We start from the raw sequence: 14,477 nt of genomic DNA, 5'->3' as shown, positions 1-14,477 counted from the left end.
ATTGCGGGAGCTTATTTTTTAAGCGTGTATCGCCGAAAAGATCATAGTTGCCATTACGGAAATAAAAGGGCAGGCAAATGCCACCAGTCCTGTTATCAGGTATGTCTTTCCGCTTTTCGGGTTTCCGCCCGACATAAATATAGCACCGAGGATTATTCCTAACATCGGTATTAACGACAATGCCACCAGAAGCGGATTGACCTTATCCTCGCCCAGTGACCTTACGAGATTACGATTCTGCTGCGGCGGCGGAGGCTCCACCCTCGGATGTCTGCCTCGGTCTATGTAAGAATCGCAGTAAGGACATCTCTCCTCAGTCTCGGATATAGAAGCTGCACAATGCGGACAAGTCATATGATCCCTCCTTTTTTCAAATACACCATATCAGTGGAATAAAAACAATAACGGCATAAAGGCAAACATAAACGATATAAGCAAGCCGACTCCGAAGCTTATCCCTGCTGCCAGAAGATACGCTTTTCCTGCTCTGTTTTCGTGATTGCCAAGGCAGATACAGCCGATTATCAGTCCCGCAATGGGAATTATCGCCGAAAGCACCACAAGGGCGGTCTCTGGCGGCTGTTCCGCAGGGTCAAAATAGTACCGCGGCATATTATTATAGAAATACGGCGGAGGCGGCACCTGTCCGTGGAACTGTGGCCTCTGCTGCATGGCAGGGTTGGGCGCTTTGCAGAAAGGGCAGAACTGCTGCCTTTCATCCATCATTGAACCGCAGTTTGAACAATACATAATGATCCCCCTTTATCTTACGAACAAATAAGCTGTGTATCCTCCGTACACCGCAAGCATCAAGGCTCCGTGCCAGCGCACCATCTTCTTTTTCGGAGCGCAGAGCACAAGCACCAGCAGGCTCATGGCAATGAGGACTGCCGTATCGATCGTGTTGAACATAGTAAATGCGATCGGCGAAATAGTCGCCGCTATGCCAAGTACGAACAGTATATTGAATATATTCGAGCCCACAACGTTTCCGAGAGCCATATCCACCTCACCCTTGCGCGCCGCAACTATAGAAGTCGCAAGCTCGGGCAGGCTCGTTCCGAGAGCAACGATAGTCATACCTATGAGATTGTCGGACATTCCGAATGAACGGGCAATGTCGGAAGCGCCCTCGACTACCATTTTTCCGCCCACAGCGATAGCAGCGCCGCCTCCTATTATACAAAGCAGGCACTTCCACACGGGCATTATCTTATACTCTTCCTCGTCGGCACCGTTTCCGGCTTCACGGGCTTTCTTTGCGGAGCTTATCATCATGTAAAGGAAGAACGCAAACAGCGCAAGCAGTATGATTCCACCCCAGCGCTGAACAGTTCCCGTTATTGCGCCAAGGGCGAGAAGAACTCCCGCAACTATGACCGAGAACGGCAGATCCTTTTTCAGGGTATCCCTGCCGATGACCATAGGGCACAGCACAGCGCAGACTCCGCAGACCACCATGAGGTTGAAGATATTCGACCCCACGGCATTGCTTATGGCGAGGTCGTTTTTCCCGAGCACCGAGGCGCTCACGCTTACAGAGGTCTCGGGGAGGCTTGTCCCCATAGCGACGATGGTCATTCCGATGATGAGCGACGGCACCTTCAGCCGTTTTGCCACAGCCGAGCTTCCGTCCACAAAGAAGTCAGCGCCCTTTATCAGCAAGACAAAGCCGCCGACCAGCAAGATATATTTCAGCATTTTAAGACTCCTAACAGCAGCTGCGTAAAAAGTTCAAAAGAACTCATCACAAGCTCTTTTGCTCCGCAACTGCTTATACTATTATACCACATATTTTTACGTATTGCAATACCTATCGACAGACTTACTAAAAAAAATCGTTATATCATACAAATGAACGCTGTTTTTACTAAAAATGAGAATATTGCCAAAAAAAACAAGAATTGCCTTGAATTACCTCCTCAATTATGCTATAATTCGGAATGGTATATTTTTACCTATTTAATAGGTAATCGAATAATGCGGTACGGTACCGCAGTCATGGAGGTTTATATGTCAGCAGCACAGATCTTCGCCGTTATAATCTTCATCGGGATGTTCGTAATGATCGTCCTCGACAAGATAGAACGGCACTACGTTACCCTCGGAAGCGGATTGCTCACACTTGTTGTGGTTTTCGGAATCTGTATGAGGAGCGGTAAAGCAATATCAGACACTCTCGCCCTTAAAGGCTTTTTTACCAAGGACTTCTGGTATCAGGTCACGGAAAGTGAAAGCAAGGGCATAAACTGGGCGACCATACTATTCATCGCAGGCATGATGGTCATGGTAGAAGGAATGGCCAAGGCAGGCTTTTTCCGATGGCTCTGCATGAAGATCGCTTATATTGTAAAGTGCAGAACGGTGCCTATTTTCATTACTTTCATGGTAATGTCAGCTGTTCTTTCGATGTTCATCGACAGTATCACCGTTATCATGTTCCTTGCAGCCGTTACTATCGAGCTTGCATCGCTTCTCAAATTCAATCCCGTACCTATGATACTCTCCGAGATATTCTGCGCGAATTTAGGCGGTTCGGCGACTATGTGCGGAGACCCCCCGAATATCATCGTCGGTACGTCGCTGGGCTTCTCTTTCTTCGATTTTCTCACAAATACAGGACTTTGTGCCGCAATTTCCCTTGTAGTTTCCGTGATATTCCTCTATTTCGCATTCCGCAAGGAGATCACAGGCGGCAAGCACGAGCCCGTTGATATGAGCAAGTTCCCGAAGCCCTCAGAGGCTATAACAAATAAAAAGGACTTTATTATAAGCAGCATAATCTTCGGACTTGCTGTCCTGCTCCTTATAACTCACGCAACGACTCACCTTACAGTTGCTTCTATCGGACTTTTCATAGCAGTGATAACACTTATCGCCTTTGGCAAGCACGCAAAGGAGCTTATCAGAAAAGTCGACTACAAGACACTTCTGTTCTTCGTCGGACTCTTCATAGTTGTCAGCGGACTTGAAGAAACAGGCATTCTCAAGCGTATCGCAGACTTCATCGGCGATATCAGCGACGGAAACGTAATGCTCATGATAGCTATAATCCTCTGGGTATCGGCTATTGCAAGCGCTTTCGTGGACAATATCCCATTTGCCGCAACTATGGTGCCTATCATACAGAGCCTTGCAGAGACCTCGGGAGTTCCTATCTCAACTCTTGCATGGGCGCTGGCTATGGGTACTGATATCGGCGGCAGCGCTACTCCTATCGGAGCTTCCGCAAACGTTGTGGGAACCTCAGTTGCACAGAAAAACGGCTACCCCATAGGCTGGGGCAGGTATTGCAGACGTCTCGCGCCTGCTACCGTGATAGTTCTCGGTATATCAACAGTATATCTTTTCGTAAGGTATCTCTGATAACAATAAAGAAGGATATTAATTACACAAAGGAGGAATACTCATGTCACAGTTTATCATTTCAGTAGGTCGTGAATTCGGAAGCGGCGGACGCCATATCGCCGAGGAGCTCTCAAAGCGCTTCAATATACCGCTTTACGACCGCCACCTCATAACGGAGATAGCCGCAAAAACAGGACTTACTCCCGAAGAGATCGAAAAGTACAATGAAAAGCCAAAGAACCACCTCCTCTCGCGCAGAGTAAACGGCTTCAGCAACTCCATAGAGGACAATATAGCTGAAATGCAGTTCAATTTCCTCAGAGAAAAGGCTGCAAGCGGCGAATCCTTTGTAGTTGTCGGACGCTGCTCGGAAACAAAGCTCCGCGATTTCAAGTGTCTTATATCCCTGTTCATACTGGGTGACATGAGCGAAAAGATAAAGCGCGTAATGGACGTTTACGAGCTTACCGAAGATAAGGCTAAGGCTCTTATCGACAAAAAGGACCGCAAGAGAAAACGCTATCACAACTATCACTGTGAGGGACACTGGGGCGATTCAAGACTCTACGACCTCAGTATCAACAGTTCCCGTCTCGGCATAGGCAGAACTATAGACATACTCGAGCAGTATGTCAAAGCAAGGATAAGCGAGGACTAAAGGCCAGTAACTTAGAACTAAGAGCTAATAACTGAGAAGCGGTGCACAGTGGTGTGCGCCGCTTTTTTGTATGCCCTGAAAGCCGCCTGCAATATAAAAAGCCATAAAGGAGCAATTTGCTCCTTTATGGCTTTTGTTATTATGCATTGGGATCAAGTGTAGTTATCTTATGAAGGAGATACTCCTGTATCCTGAGAGCGTCGTTGGAAGTAAGGCCCTCGCTGGTCTTGTCAACGTCCGCGAGCGCTGCACCTGTCTCCGAGATATGATACTTGTCCGTACCTCTGACGCCGTACTTGTTCGGGTTTGCAAGAGCCTGCATGATGAGGACTGCGTCGCTCATATCAATTACATCGTCAAGATTTGCGTCTCCGTACTTAGGAGGCTCAAGAGCTCCGCCCATGTAGTATTTGACCTCGCAACTGTCAATGGTATAAGGCTGATCGACAGCCTTTTCCGTAGCTGCATTCCACACGTTCGACCACCATACCTGTACCTCGCAGGTCCTGAAGGTATCGGGCATCTCTTTAAGGTCAACATTTACCGTAAGCTTGCCGTCCTTGTCGGCATTGCCCTTCCACTCGATGTTCTTCCAGTCGTCGGCAGTGGTTCCGTAGCCTATAGCACCGCCTATGGAAGCGTTGGGAGCACCTGTGATATCGATTATCATTGACCTTGCCACTGCAAGATTAGGCCATTCTGGGATAGTCACCGACTTCTTCTGAATAGCGAATTTATATGCAGTAGTGGTAGTAGTTGTGTTCTTATCAGTAGTTGTAGTTGTCGTTGTTACCGTTGTTGTTCTTGACGGGTCGGGGGGAGTGACGCCGTCCTTCTTGTAGAGGTCCTTAGGGAGCTCGTCAAGGGTTATACAGTAATCGCTCTGATACATAGCGATAGTGTCTTCCTTGGTATTGAATGTAGGATTGGAGAGGAAGTTGTTATTGTCCGAACCGCCGTCGTACCATGTGCAGAAGTAGAGCCAGCCTGCTTTTTCCTCCTGCATCTTGTCAGATGTTGAGAAGCTGTCGTTCTCTGCAAGGGCTACCATCTTGGCACTGTCGTACTTTTCCATGATACCGTAGAATGTAGACGAGAACGGGCTGTCGTTGTGGTAGTATCTTGCGCTTCCCGTTGACCAGTCCGTGCAGCTGTACTTGTCGTAGCCTATGATATCAACATAAGCGTCGCCCGGGTACCAGTCCTTTGAGGTGGCGAAGTTGTAGCTGTTCCACTCCCATATGAGGTTATGGCAGTTGAGGTCATTAGTAAGGGTATTGTAGGTATAGATCCAGAGCTTCTTGTAAGCAGCCGAACCTTCCCTGCCCCACCAGAACCATGAACCTTCCTCGCCGCCGCCGCCCTCGGCTTCGTGAAGAGGTCTCCATATCACGGGGATACCTTCAGCCTCCAGCTTATTGAACTCCTTTGCGAGAGTTTTGAGAGTCGAGAGGTAGTACTCGTTCTCCTTGGTGCCTGCCGTAGCAGCCTTTGAGGGTGAAAAATCTGTGTCCTTTGCAGTATAGGTCGATGCCGACCAGTCCATCTTCGTGCCTATCTCATAGCTTGAAAAGTTCTTTGGCACGTTGATGTGATAAGAAGCAGTAGCGATACCGCCCTTGTTCTTTACCCAGTCGATGATACGGTCTGTAGAACCGTCGTCACTGCCGTAGAGAGGACAGCAGAAATTACCGTAATCAAAGCCTCTGATAGCAGGATAGTGACCTGTGGTGTCCCTGAGGTACTCGAATTCGGTCTCGAGACCGTGAGGACCGCCGCTGTATATCTCCTGCTGACCTGAGATTATATGATTGCCGTAATTCTCGGCAAGGTAAGACATAAGGCTCTGAGTCTCGACAGTAGCGAGCTGATCGCAGGGCGTTACCTGCTTTGCTTCGATCTTGGCGTCGGACATAGGCTCAGCCGTGAGGTAGTCGAACTGCGACCAGCCCCATGACTTCTCGATCACTATGGAGTTCTTTCCTGCCTTGAGCGGGATAGCTGTAAGCTCCACAGCCTGATACTTGTCGCCCTGAGGTATTCCTATAGCGCCCTGGGACGAGCCGTTTACGCTGAGGTTCTGCTGCTTGTCGGTACCGATACCGAAAGCATAAAAGGTCAGTCTGTAAGGGCCGCCCTCCTCAACGGTGACATTCAGCGTGATAGTACCGCTGTCCGTCATTTTCAGCGCAGAACCGCCGCTTGCATTCGAGTCCTTCTCCACTGTAACGTCACCTGTTATCTCAGCGTCCTCGAACTCGAACTTGAGCGGTTCGTTTGCAGCCGTTACAGCCGAAGTGCTGTACACGGCACAATTGAGCAGCATAGCCGCAGACATTGCAGCAGCTCCTGCCTTTCTGAACAATAATGTTCCCATATTTTAATACCCTCCTGAAAGTAGTGAATATCTCGGTTTAAAAACATATGTTACTTTAATTATACAATAATTTCAGTAAAAATCAATAACAGGGACGAATTGTTTTCATATCTGTAATTATTTTCGTATACACGCACAATCAGGAGCTGTATTTCTAAGCAATTATCCCAACTGTATATTAAATCATACTTAAATTATCAAGCTAAAAAATCTCTGTTTTTCCGTCACGGAACAGCATGAAAAAATGTTGACATTATGGCTAAAAAGGTGTATAATTTTAATGGAGTTTCGTTTAGTTTGTGCATGGGAAGGTGAAGAAAATGACTGAATATCTGACAAATTACATGAAATACATTGAGGACAGGCTGGAAAAGTGCAGCAGCGCTTCCGAGATAGACGAGATCATGGACGAGCACCTCAAAAAGATCGGCTTCATGCAGCACGAAAGAATAGTGCATTTTCTTGTTACCATGCTGTTTTCCGTGATACTTGCCATATTCATCGCAGTCCTTGTTTTCACACCAAATCTGCCGACGCTGCTGCTGGTGACGATAATACTTGTACTCCTCATTTTCTACATAAAGCACTACTATTTCCTCGAAAATACGGTGCAGAAGATGTACAAGGTCTATGACAGCATTCTCGAAAAGCAGAAAAAACTCAGGGTGAACGCGGAATGACAAAAAAAGAAATTGCAGCGCTTGCAGTGAAGGAGCTCGAAAAGCTCTATCCCGACGCCGCCTGCACACTTAATTATACAAAGCCCTACGAGCTGATGTTTGCAGCCCGTCTTGCGGCACAGTGTACCGATGCGAGAGTAAATATCGTAACGGAAACGCTTTTCAGGAAATATCCTACTCTTGAAGCCTTTGCAAATGCCGATATCTCGGAGCTCGAACAGGACGTAAAGCCCTGCGGCTTCTACCATAACAAGGCAAAGAGCCTCAAGGAAATGGCTTCACAGCTCATAAACGACTTCGGCGGCGAAGTCCCCGACAATATGGAAGACCTGCTGAAGCTTTCGGGCATAGGCAGAAAGACCGCTAACCTTATGCTTGGCGACGTTTTCGGCAAGCCCGCAATGGTCACCGATACTCACTGTATCAGGATAACAGGCAGGCTTGGACTTACAAAGAACAAGGAGCCCGCAAAGGTGGAAAAGGACCTTGTGAAGCTCATACCGCCCGAAGTATCCTCGGATTTCTGCCACAGGACGGTAGAGTTCGGACGTGATATATGCAATGCCCGTAAGCCGAAATGCGGCGAATGTCCGTTAAGTTATTTTTGCAGATTTTATAATGACAAATCTTAATTTTGCGAAGCAAAAATATGAAGTTGAGAGTTGAGAATTGAAAGTTATGGTGTCGCCTGCGGCGACATTATTTAAATAACTCTAAACTCTTAACTCTCAACTCTAAACTAATCAAAATTCAGCAAAGCTGAATTCTGGTTTACGAAAGGAGATCATCATGCTATTCAACTTCAAACTCAGCACTCCCACAGAGGGACTTGTGGATATCACACGGGAAGTAACAGAAGCCGTAAAGGAAAGCGGCGTCCTTGAGGGTATCTGCATAGTTTTCTGTCCACACACCACAGCTGCAATAACTATCAATGAAAATGCCGATCCCGACGTTCAGACCGACGTTATCAAGGGGCTCGACAAGTTCTTCCCCGATCTCCAGTCCTTCCGCCACGCAGAGGGCAACTCCGACGCTCATATCAAGTCCTCGGCAATAGGCGCAAGCGAAACTATAATAATCACAGGCGGCAAGCTCCTTCTCGGAACATGGCAGGACATCTACTTCTGCGAGTTTGACGGTCCGAGAACGAGAAAATTCTACGTAAAGGTAATGGGAGATTGATCATGGAAAATACTGAAAAGCTCTCCGAAATCGTAAAAAGCTCGCATAATATCGTATTTTTCGGCGGTGCAGGAGTTTCCACCGAGAGCGGTATCCCCGACTTCCGCAGCGTTGACGGCCTCTACAGTCAGCAGTGGGACTATCCTCCCGAGACTATCCTCAGCCACACATTCTTCATGGAAAAGACCGAGGAGTTCTACCGCTTCTACAGGGCAAAAATGCTCTGCCTTGACGCAAAGCCGAATACAGCCCACATAAAGCTTGCGGAGCTCGAAAAAGAGGGCAGGCTCAGCGCTGTAGTCACTCAGAATATCGACGGACTTCATCAGGCGGCAGGCAGCAAGACCGTATATGAGCTCCACGGCAGCGTTCTCCGCAACTACTGCACAAAATGCAGGAAGTTCCACGATGTCCATGCCATAATCGACTCGCAGGGAGTCCCGAAATGTGAATGCGGCGGCGTAATAAAGCCCGATGTTGTGCTCTATGAGGAGTCACTCGACGACGCCACGGTAAACGGCGCAGTCCGCGCTATAGCTTCTGCGGACACTCTCATAATCGGCGGAACATCTCTCAATGTATATCCTGCGGCAGGACTTATCCGCTATTTCAAAGGAAACAACCTCGTTATCATCAATATGTCGCCTACTCAGATGGATAAGAACGCCGATCTGCTCATCTGTGACAGGATAGGCGAAGTTTTCTCGCGCATATAGGAGATTTTCCCATAAACGGCGCAGAATATACGGGCATAAGCCCCTCAAAAAACATAAACAGCGAATTGCAGGTGAAAATAATGACCGAAGAAGAAGTTTTCAGTTACCTCAAGATGAAATACGAAACGCGCTTCACATGGAGGCTTCTGCTTCTTTCCGAGGCGACAGGATATTTCGTAAGGGAGCTGAAAAAGGAACTCGGTTACGGCAATGAACTTTTCAAAAACAACGTCTATGCCGTAGCAAACAACGAGGTCAACGATGAAGTCCTCTACCTCATAGGCGATATGCACGGCGGGGGCGGCATCTACAGGATATATCATCTTACCTACTCGGCAGAAAATCCCCCCGGCTACCCAAGATATATGGAATTTAAAGGCATAGAAGCAGTCCGTGACTTCTTTGAAGCCAAAATACTCATAAAATCATTAAAGCCCTAAAGCAGTTTTATTACCGCTTCAGGGCTTTTTTGTTTACATCAGACCGTTTTCCTTCTTGAAGTCTATGAATTCCTCATATGTTCCCTGCCTGTCAAGGCAGCCCTGAGGAAGTATCTCGATGATACGGTTTGCAGTTGTCTGCATTATCTCATGGTCGTGAGAAGCGAGAAGAACTACTCCCTTGAAGTTGATAAGGCTGTTGTTTACAGCAGTAATACTTTCAAGGTCGAGGTGGTTGGTAGGACGGTCGAGAACAAGCACGTTTGAACCGAAAAGCATCATTCTCGAGAACATACATCTCACCTTTTCGCCTCCCGAGAGCACGTTTACAGGCTTGTACACGTCGTCTCCCGAGAAGAGCATACGTCCCAGGAAGCCTCGGAGATAGGTCTCGGTCTCGTCCTTTACAGAGTACTGACGTATCCAGTCGAGTATGGAAAGCTCACAGCCGTTGAAATAATCAGAGTTATCAACAGGCATATAAGATGTAGTAACGGAAACTCCCCATTTGAAGCTTCCCGAATCGGGCTGCTCCTCCTCCATGAGTATCTTGAACAGCATTGTAATAGCCTGTTCGCTCTCGCCCACAAATGCTACCTTGTCTGTTCTTCCGAGGGTGAAGCTAACATTATCGAGGAGCTTTACACCGTCCACTGTCTTTGTAAGCCCCTCCACCTGGAGAATATCCTTGCCAAGCTCTCTGTCCATATCGAAGCCGATAAACGGGTATCTTCTGCTTGACGCAGGGAGCTCCTCGACAGTGAGCTTCTCAATGAGCTTACGGCGTGATGTAGCCTGATTGGACTTTGACTTATTGGCAGAGAAACGGGCGATGAAGTCCTTGAGTTCCTTTATTTTCTCCTCGTTCTTCTTGTTCTGCTGCTTTATCATGCGCTGAATGAGCTGGCTGGACTCATACCAGAACTCGTAGTTTCCGACGTACATCTTTATCTTGTTGTAGTCGATATCGACGATATGAGTGCAGACGTTATTGAGGAAGTGACGGTCATGAGAAACAACTATGACCGTACCGAAGTACTCCGAAAGGAACTCCTCAAGCCAGCGAACCGCGTCAATATCAAGGTGATTGGTAGGCTCGTCGAGGAGAATGATGTCGGGATTGCCGAAAAGCGCCTGTGCAAGGAGGACCTTGACCTTTTCGTTACCGGAAAGGGTGGACATCTGCGAATAGAGTATATCCTCGGAAAGTCCGAGACCCTGTATGAGCTTTGAAGCGTCTGACTCTGCCTCCCAGCCGTTTAGCTCAGCGAACTCGCCCTCCAGCTCGGAAGCCTTGACGCCGTCCTCCTCTGAGAAGTCCTCCTTAGCGTAAAGAGCGTCCTTTTCCTGCATTATCTCATAAAGGCGGGCGTTTCCCATGATCACCGTATCGAGGACCGTATACTCGTCATATGCGAAGTGATCCTGTTTGAGAACGCTGAGGCGCTCCTCTTTCGGCATTACGACCTCGCCCGAGGCAGGTTCAAGTTCGCCGCAGAGGACGCGGAGGAATGTGGACTTTCCAGCGCCGTTTGCGCCGATAACGCCGTAGCAGTTTCCGTTTGTGAATTTAAGGTTTACATTTTTGAAAAGTGTAGAGCCGCCGAACTGCACGCTCACATTAGTTACTGTTATCATATTTTCTCCTTCCGTAAATCAAAATTCAGCTATGCTGAATTTTGATTAGTTTAGAGTTGAGAGTTAATGAGTTCGCTTCGCTCACATTATTTAAATAATGTCGCCGCAGGCAACACCATAACTTTCAACTCTCAACTTCATATTTTTGCTTCGCAAAATTATGATTTACAACACAACAAAAAACATTATATCACATTAGGCGAGGATTGTAAAGGAAAAATCTCAAAGCTTCATATCGAGACATATTCTTTATCGGTATTCAGCGGCTTCAGATACTCGTCTATACGCTCGCGAGAAACGTTGTCGCCAATAACTATCAGCACAGGCTGCCCATCCGGCACAACTGAGAGCTCTGTCTTTTCGCGTGTAGCATTTATTTTAAGCCAGCCCTCCCCGACAGGAAGAGCTCCCTTTATGCGGAATATACTGCCGCAGCTCTCATCGCTCATAATATCGGCGATAACGCCCTCTATACTCTCCTGCGGCAGGGCAATGTGCATGAAATAGTGTACAGAACTCTCTATATCCTCGGGACTGTACTTCTTTACATAACTCGAACCGCGGTATCCTGCTCCGCCGAGCATTTTGAAGTCCTCCTCGTCAAGGCGTTCCCAGTCCTTTGCAAAAACGTCGCGTAAGGTAAGTCTGCGGTCGCAGCGGATATCCTCAAGAGCCCTGTTCACATGATCGAGTATACTCTGGACCGTATTGCCGCCGACTTCTCCGCGCAGCTTGCTTATCACCAGTTTTCCGCAGCAAGCTGCCTCCGAACCGAGAAGATACTCCATCTGAGGCGAAAGACTTTCGTCCATTTCTCCGTCGGCTATAGTGATGACGCTTCCTGTCCCGAACCAGTTGTCAAGCGGCTGATCGTGTAGTATGTCAAAGAACTCGTCCATATCGAAGATACCCGAGGGTTCTACGATAACGCGGTCAAAATGCTGCATACCGAGGGATATGAGCTGGGTTTTGAAGCGCCGTCTGTGACAGTCAGCGTCACAGCCTCCTGCGATCATTTCAAGGCGGCAGTGCTCCCCTTTCAGCTCCTGAAGTATCATCATATCTATGTTTACAGCGCCGAAGTCGTTTTCAAGTATGGCGATATTCTCGCCGCTGTCGATAAGGTGACGGGCGTATTTAAGCAGGAAAGTAGTCTTTCCCGAGCCGAGAATGCCCGTAATAAGGTCAATTTTTGTCATTTTTATGCAGCTCCTTCGGAATAAGTATAGCACAGCTGCGGAATGATGTCAATTATTCCGTCTGCCTCTCCCTTGTCTTCTCCCCCAAATTATGGTATAATAACACTTGAATACTATTTCCCGAGGTGTATCATGAGCAAGATATATATAGTTGAAGACGACAAGTCTATTCGCATGGAGCTTGCGGAGCTCCTCCGCAATTCGGGCTACGAGACCGATTGCCTTACCGATTTCTCAAACTCAAAGGCGCACATTCTTTCCGCCCGCCCTGACCTTATCCTCATGGATATAAATATCCCAAATCTCAACGGCGAGCAGCTCCTGAAAGAGATACGCAGCGAAAGCGATATCCCTGTTATAATGGTAACGAGCCGCACCTCCGAGACAGACGAGGTACTTTCCATGAGCTACGGCGCTGACGACTACATAACAAAGCCCTATAATCCGACGATACTGCTCCTGCGTATATCTGCCGTGCTGAAACGCTCCGCAGGCAGCTCCTCAGTGCAGAACTACAACGGCCTGCATGTCAACGACGCAAAGGGCAGCCTTACCGACGGCAGCCGCGAACTTATACTCACCAAGAACGAAATGATAATTTTCCGCCTTATGCTGGACAGGCAGGGCTCTATCGTCACCCGTGACGACCTTATGACCGCCCTGTGGGATAACGACGAGTTCGTAAACGACAACGCCCTCACCGTAAATATCAGCCGTCTGCGCTCAAAGCTTGCAGAGCTTGGCTGCGAGGATGCTATCGAAACGCGCAAGAAACAGGGGTATGTGCTTAAATGAAACTGCTTGGTTATATCAGGGACAGGCTCTGGTTTTACATCATCGCCGCCCTTTCATTCGGACTTGTTCTGCTGTTCCTGACGGCTTACAGGGTCAGCGGTCAGCTCATAGCCTTTATAAGCTCAATACTTTTAATGTTCATTGTCTTCGAGGAGCTCACGGGCTTTCTTCGGAAAAGGCGGTTCTACAACGATATGCGTGAAAAGCTGGACGGACTCGATCAGAAGTTCCTTATCCATGAAATGATAAACAAACCGTCCTTTTTAGAGGGGGAGATACTATACGAAGCCCTCTGCGACGCTAATAAGTCCATGTGCGAAAAGGTTTCGGAGTACAAGAGGAGCTCCGCAGACTTCCGCGATTTTATCGAGATGTGGGTACACGAGGTAAAACTGCCGCTGGCGAGCTTGCAGCTCATGGCTCACAATCACAGAGACGAGTTCGGGGAGAAGTACATCGAACAGCTCCGCAGGATAGACGACTACACCGATCAGGTGCTCTACTATGCGCGTTCTGAAAACGCAGAAAAGGACTACATTATAAAAGAGACCTCCCTGAAGCGCACAGTTGCCAATGTTGCGGTCAAGAACCGCGAAGCCCTGCAGCTTGCAGGAGCTTCCATAGAGACCGACGGACTTGACGCAAAGGTCATGACCGACGGTAAATGGCTGGAATTCATGCTGGGGCAGTTCATGGCTAACAGCCTGAAATACACAGTCGAAAACCGTGAGCCCGTCATACGTATTTACGCTGAGGAGCTTGATGACAAAGTGCTCCTGCACTTCCGCGACAACGGCGCAGGCATACCCGAAAGCGATATCCCGCGGGTCTTCGACAAGAGCTTCACAGGCGAGAACGGTCATACCTATGCGAAGTCTACGGGTATGGGGCTCTACATAGTAAAAAGCCTCTGCGACAGGCTTGGTCACGGCATTTCCGCTGATTCCGTGCGCGGAAGCTTCACGGAAATGACCATTTCCTTTGCCCAAAATGACCATTATCTTATGACCGGATAATTTTCAGAATCATTCGGTCAGTTATTCCGGGCGCACAATGTGCGCCCCTACTAATGGCTAAAGCAACATTACAGAACTGTAATGTTGCGTAATGTTAAAAACACGACCGCAGGTATTGCATGGTGTATAATAAGATCATGGAAAGGGAGAACAGCTCCCGAAAAGAAAGAACCGAAAGGAAATGATCTTATGAAAAAACTTACTTTGACAGCAGTCAGAACATTTATTATTGCCAGCACTATCTGCATAATACCGCTTACAGCACTCACGCTCTATGAGGTATTCCGTGACAAGACACTGCTTACCCCTATGATAAACACGCCATTTATGCTCACAACGATTTTATCATCTGCTATCGTTGTGCTTGATTATTGCATGGATAAGCACAAGACAAAAGAACTCACATCAATAGATTAAGGAGATAC

16 protein-coding genes are annotated in these 14,477 nt (G+C 47.9%); 10 read left to right on the top strand and 6 right to left on the bottom strand.

All coding sequences use genetic code 11. The features are described 5' to 3' along the window. Window positions 1-18 precede the first annotated feature (18 nt). From IKW96_RS00845 to IKW96_RS00835, 3 genes are read right to left on the bottom strand one after another with little or no spacing between them, the layout of a single operon-like run. Window positions 19-354: a hypothetical protein gene (locus IKW96_RS00845; protein ID WP_296569175.1), complete on the bottom strand. Its 336-nt coding sequence runs from the start codon at window positions 352-354 to the stop codon at window positions 19-21. Window positions 355-384: 30 nt separating this feature from the next. Then, on the bottom strand, window positions 385-750 hold the full coding sequence (locus tag IKW96_RS00840; RefSeq protein WP_296569170.1) for a hypothetical protein: 366 nt from the start codon (window positions 748-750) through the stop codon (window positions 385-387). A gap of 12 nt (window positions 751-762) precedes the next feature. Then, on the bottom strand, window positions 763-1,701 hold the full coding sequence (locus IKW96_RS00835; protein ID WP_296569168.1) for a calcium/sodium antiporter: 939 nt from the start codon (window positions 1,699-1,701) through the stop codon (window positions 763-765). Window positions 1,702-2,013: 312 nt separating this feature from the next. Here IKW96_RS00835 and IKW96_RS00830 point away from each other — a divergent pair, with 312 nt between their 5' ends. Both IKW96_RS00830 and IKW96_RS00825 read left to right on the top strand, forming a co-directional pair. Beyond that, a complete protein-coding gene (locus tag IKW96_RS00830) occupies window positions 2,014-3,366 on the top strand; it encodes an SLC13 family permease (RefSeq protein ID WP_296569165.1) in 1,353 nt (450 codons plus the stop codon). A gap of 43 nt (window positions 3,367-3,409) precedes the next feature. After that, window positions 3,410-4,006, top strand: coding sequence for an AAA family ATPase (locus IKW96_RS00825; protein WP_296569161.1), 597 nt, complete (start codon window positions 3,410-3,412; stop codon window positions 4,004-4,006). Window positions 4,007-4,145: 139 nt separating this feature from the next. Here IKW96_RS00825 and IKW96_RS00820 read toward each other — a convergent pair whose 3' ends face one another. Continuing rightward, the gene (locus tag IKW96_RS00820; RefSeq protein WP_296569157.1) at window positions 4,146-6,383 is read right to left on the bottom strand and encodes a glycosyl hydrolase; all 2,238 of its coding nucleotides are present in this window, start codon (window positions 6,381-6,383) and stop codon (window positions 4,146-4,148) included. Window positions 6,384-6,703: 320 nt separating this feature from the next. Here IKW96_RS00820 and IKW96_RS00815 point away from each other — a divergent pair, with 320 nt between their 5' ends. The 5 genes from IKW96_RS00815 to IKW96_RS00795 all read left to right on the top strand — a co-directional run bounded on the left by IKW96_RS00815 (window position 6,704) and on the right by IKW96_RS00795 (window position 9,404). Beyond that, complete coding sequence (locus IKW96_RS00815; RefSeq protein ID WP_296569152.1) at window positions 6,704-7,063, top strand: hypothetical protein; 360 nt, start codon at window positions 6,704-6,706, stop codon at window positions 7,061-7,063. Continuing rightward, a complete protein-coding gene (gene nth / locus IKW96_RS00810) occupies window positions 7,060-7,695 on the top strand; it encodes an endonuclease III (protein WP_296569149.1) in 636 nt (211 codons plus the stop codon). The genes IKW96_RS00815 and nth overlap by 4 nt, the downstream gene beginning before the upstream one ends. Before the next feature lie 157 nt (window positions 7,696-7,852). Next, on the top strand, window positions 7,853-8,248 hold the full coding sequence (locus tag IKW96_RS00805) for a secondary thiamine-phosphate synthase enzyme YjbQ (RefSeq protein ID WP_296569145.1): 396 nt from the start codon (window positions 7,853-7,855) through the stop codon (window positions 8,246-8,248). Between the two features lie 2 nt (window positions 8,249-8,250). Beyond that, the gene (locus IKW96_RS00800; RefSeq protein ID WP_296569140.1) at window positions 8,251-8,964 is read left to right on the top strand and encodes an NAD-dependent protein deacylase; all 714 of its coding nucleotides are present in this window, start codon (window positions 8,251-8,253) and stop codon (window positions 8,962-8,964) included. An 80-nt stretch (window positions 8,965-9,044) separates the two neighbouring features. Then, on the top strand, window positions 9,045-9,404 hold the full coding sequence (locus IKW96_RS00795; RefSeq protein WP_296569135.1) for a hypothetical protein: 360 nt from the start codon (window positions 9,045-9,047) through the stop codon (window positions 9,402-9,404). Between the two features lie 33 nt (window positions 9,405-9,437). Here IKW96_RS00795 and IKW96_RS00790 read toward each other — a convergent pair whose 3' ends face one another. Together IKW96_RS00790 and IKW96_RS00785 are read right to left on the bottom strand one after the other, a co-directional pair. Then, complete coding sequence (locus IKW96_RS00790; RefSeq protein ID WP_296569132.1) at window positions 9,438-11,042, bottom strand: ABC-F family ATP-binding cassette domain-containing protein; 1,605 nt, start codon at window positions 11,040-11,042, stop codon at window positions 9,438-9,440. A 230-nt stretch (window positions 11,043-11,272) separates the two neighbouring features. Next, the gene (locus IKW96_RS00785; protein ID WP_296569129.1) at window positions 11,273-12,241 is read right to left on the bottom strand and encodes a GTP-binding protein; all 969 of its coding nucleotides are present in this window, start codon (window positions 12,239-12,241) and stop codon (window positions 11,273-11,275) included. A 132-nt stretch (window positions 12,242-12,373) separates the two neighbouring features. On the opposite strand from IKW96_RS00785, the gene IKW96_RS00780 reads away from it, so the two are divergent. The 3 genes from IKW96_RS00780 to IKW96_RS00770 all read left to right on the top strand — a co-directional run bounded on the left by IKW96_RS00780 (window position 12,374) and on the right by IKW96_RS00770 (window position 14,469). After that, a complete protein-coding gene (locus tag IKW96_RS00780; RefSeq protein WP_296569126.1) occupies window positions 12,374-13,036 on the top strand; it encodes a response regulator transcription factor in 663 nt (220 codons plus the stop codon). Then, complete coding sequence (locus tag IKW96_RS00775; RefSeq protein ID WP_296569121.1) at window positions 13,033-14,052, top strand: sensor histidine kinase; 1,020 nt, start codon at window positions 13,033-13,035, stop codon at window positions 14,050-14,052. Before IKW96_RS00780 ends, IKW96_RS00775 begins: the two co-directional genes overlap by 4 nt. 189 nt (window positions 14,053-14,241) lie before the next feature. After that, window positions 14,242-14,469, top strand: coding sequence for a hypothetical protein (locus IKW96_RS00770; protein WP_296569117.1), 228 nt, complete (start codon window positions 14,242-14,244; stop codon window positions 14,467-14,469). Window positions 14,470-14,477: the final 8 nt, after the last annotated feature.

This window comes from Ruminococcus sp. (genome assembly GCF_017549005.1).
In the GTDB taxonomy this organism is placed as follows: domain Bacteria; phylum Bacillota; class Clostridia; order Oscillospirales; family Ruminococcaceae; genus Ruminococcus.
This window is presented reverse-complemented; position numbering and strand designations above follow the sequence as displayed.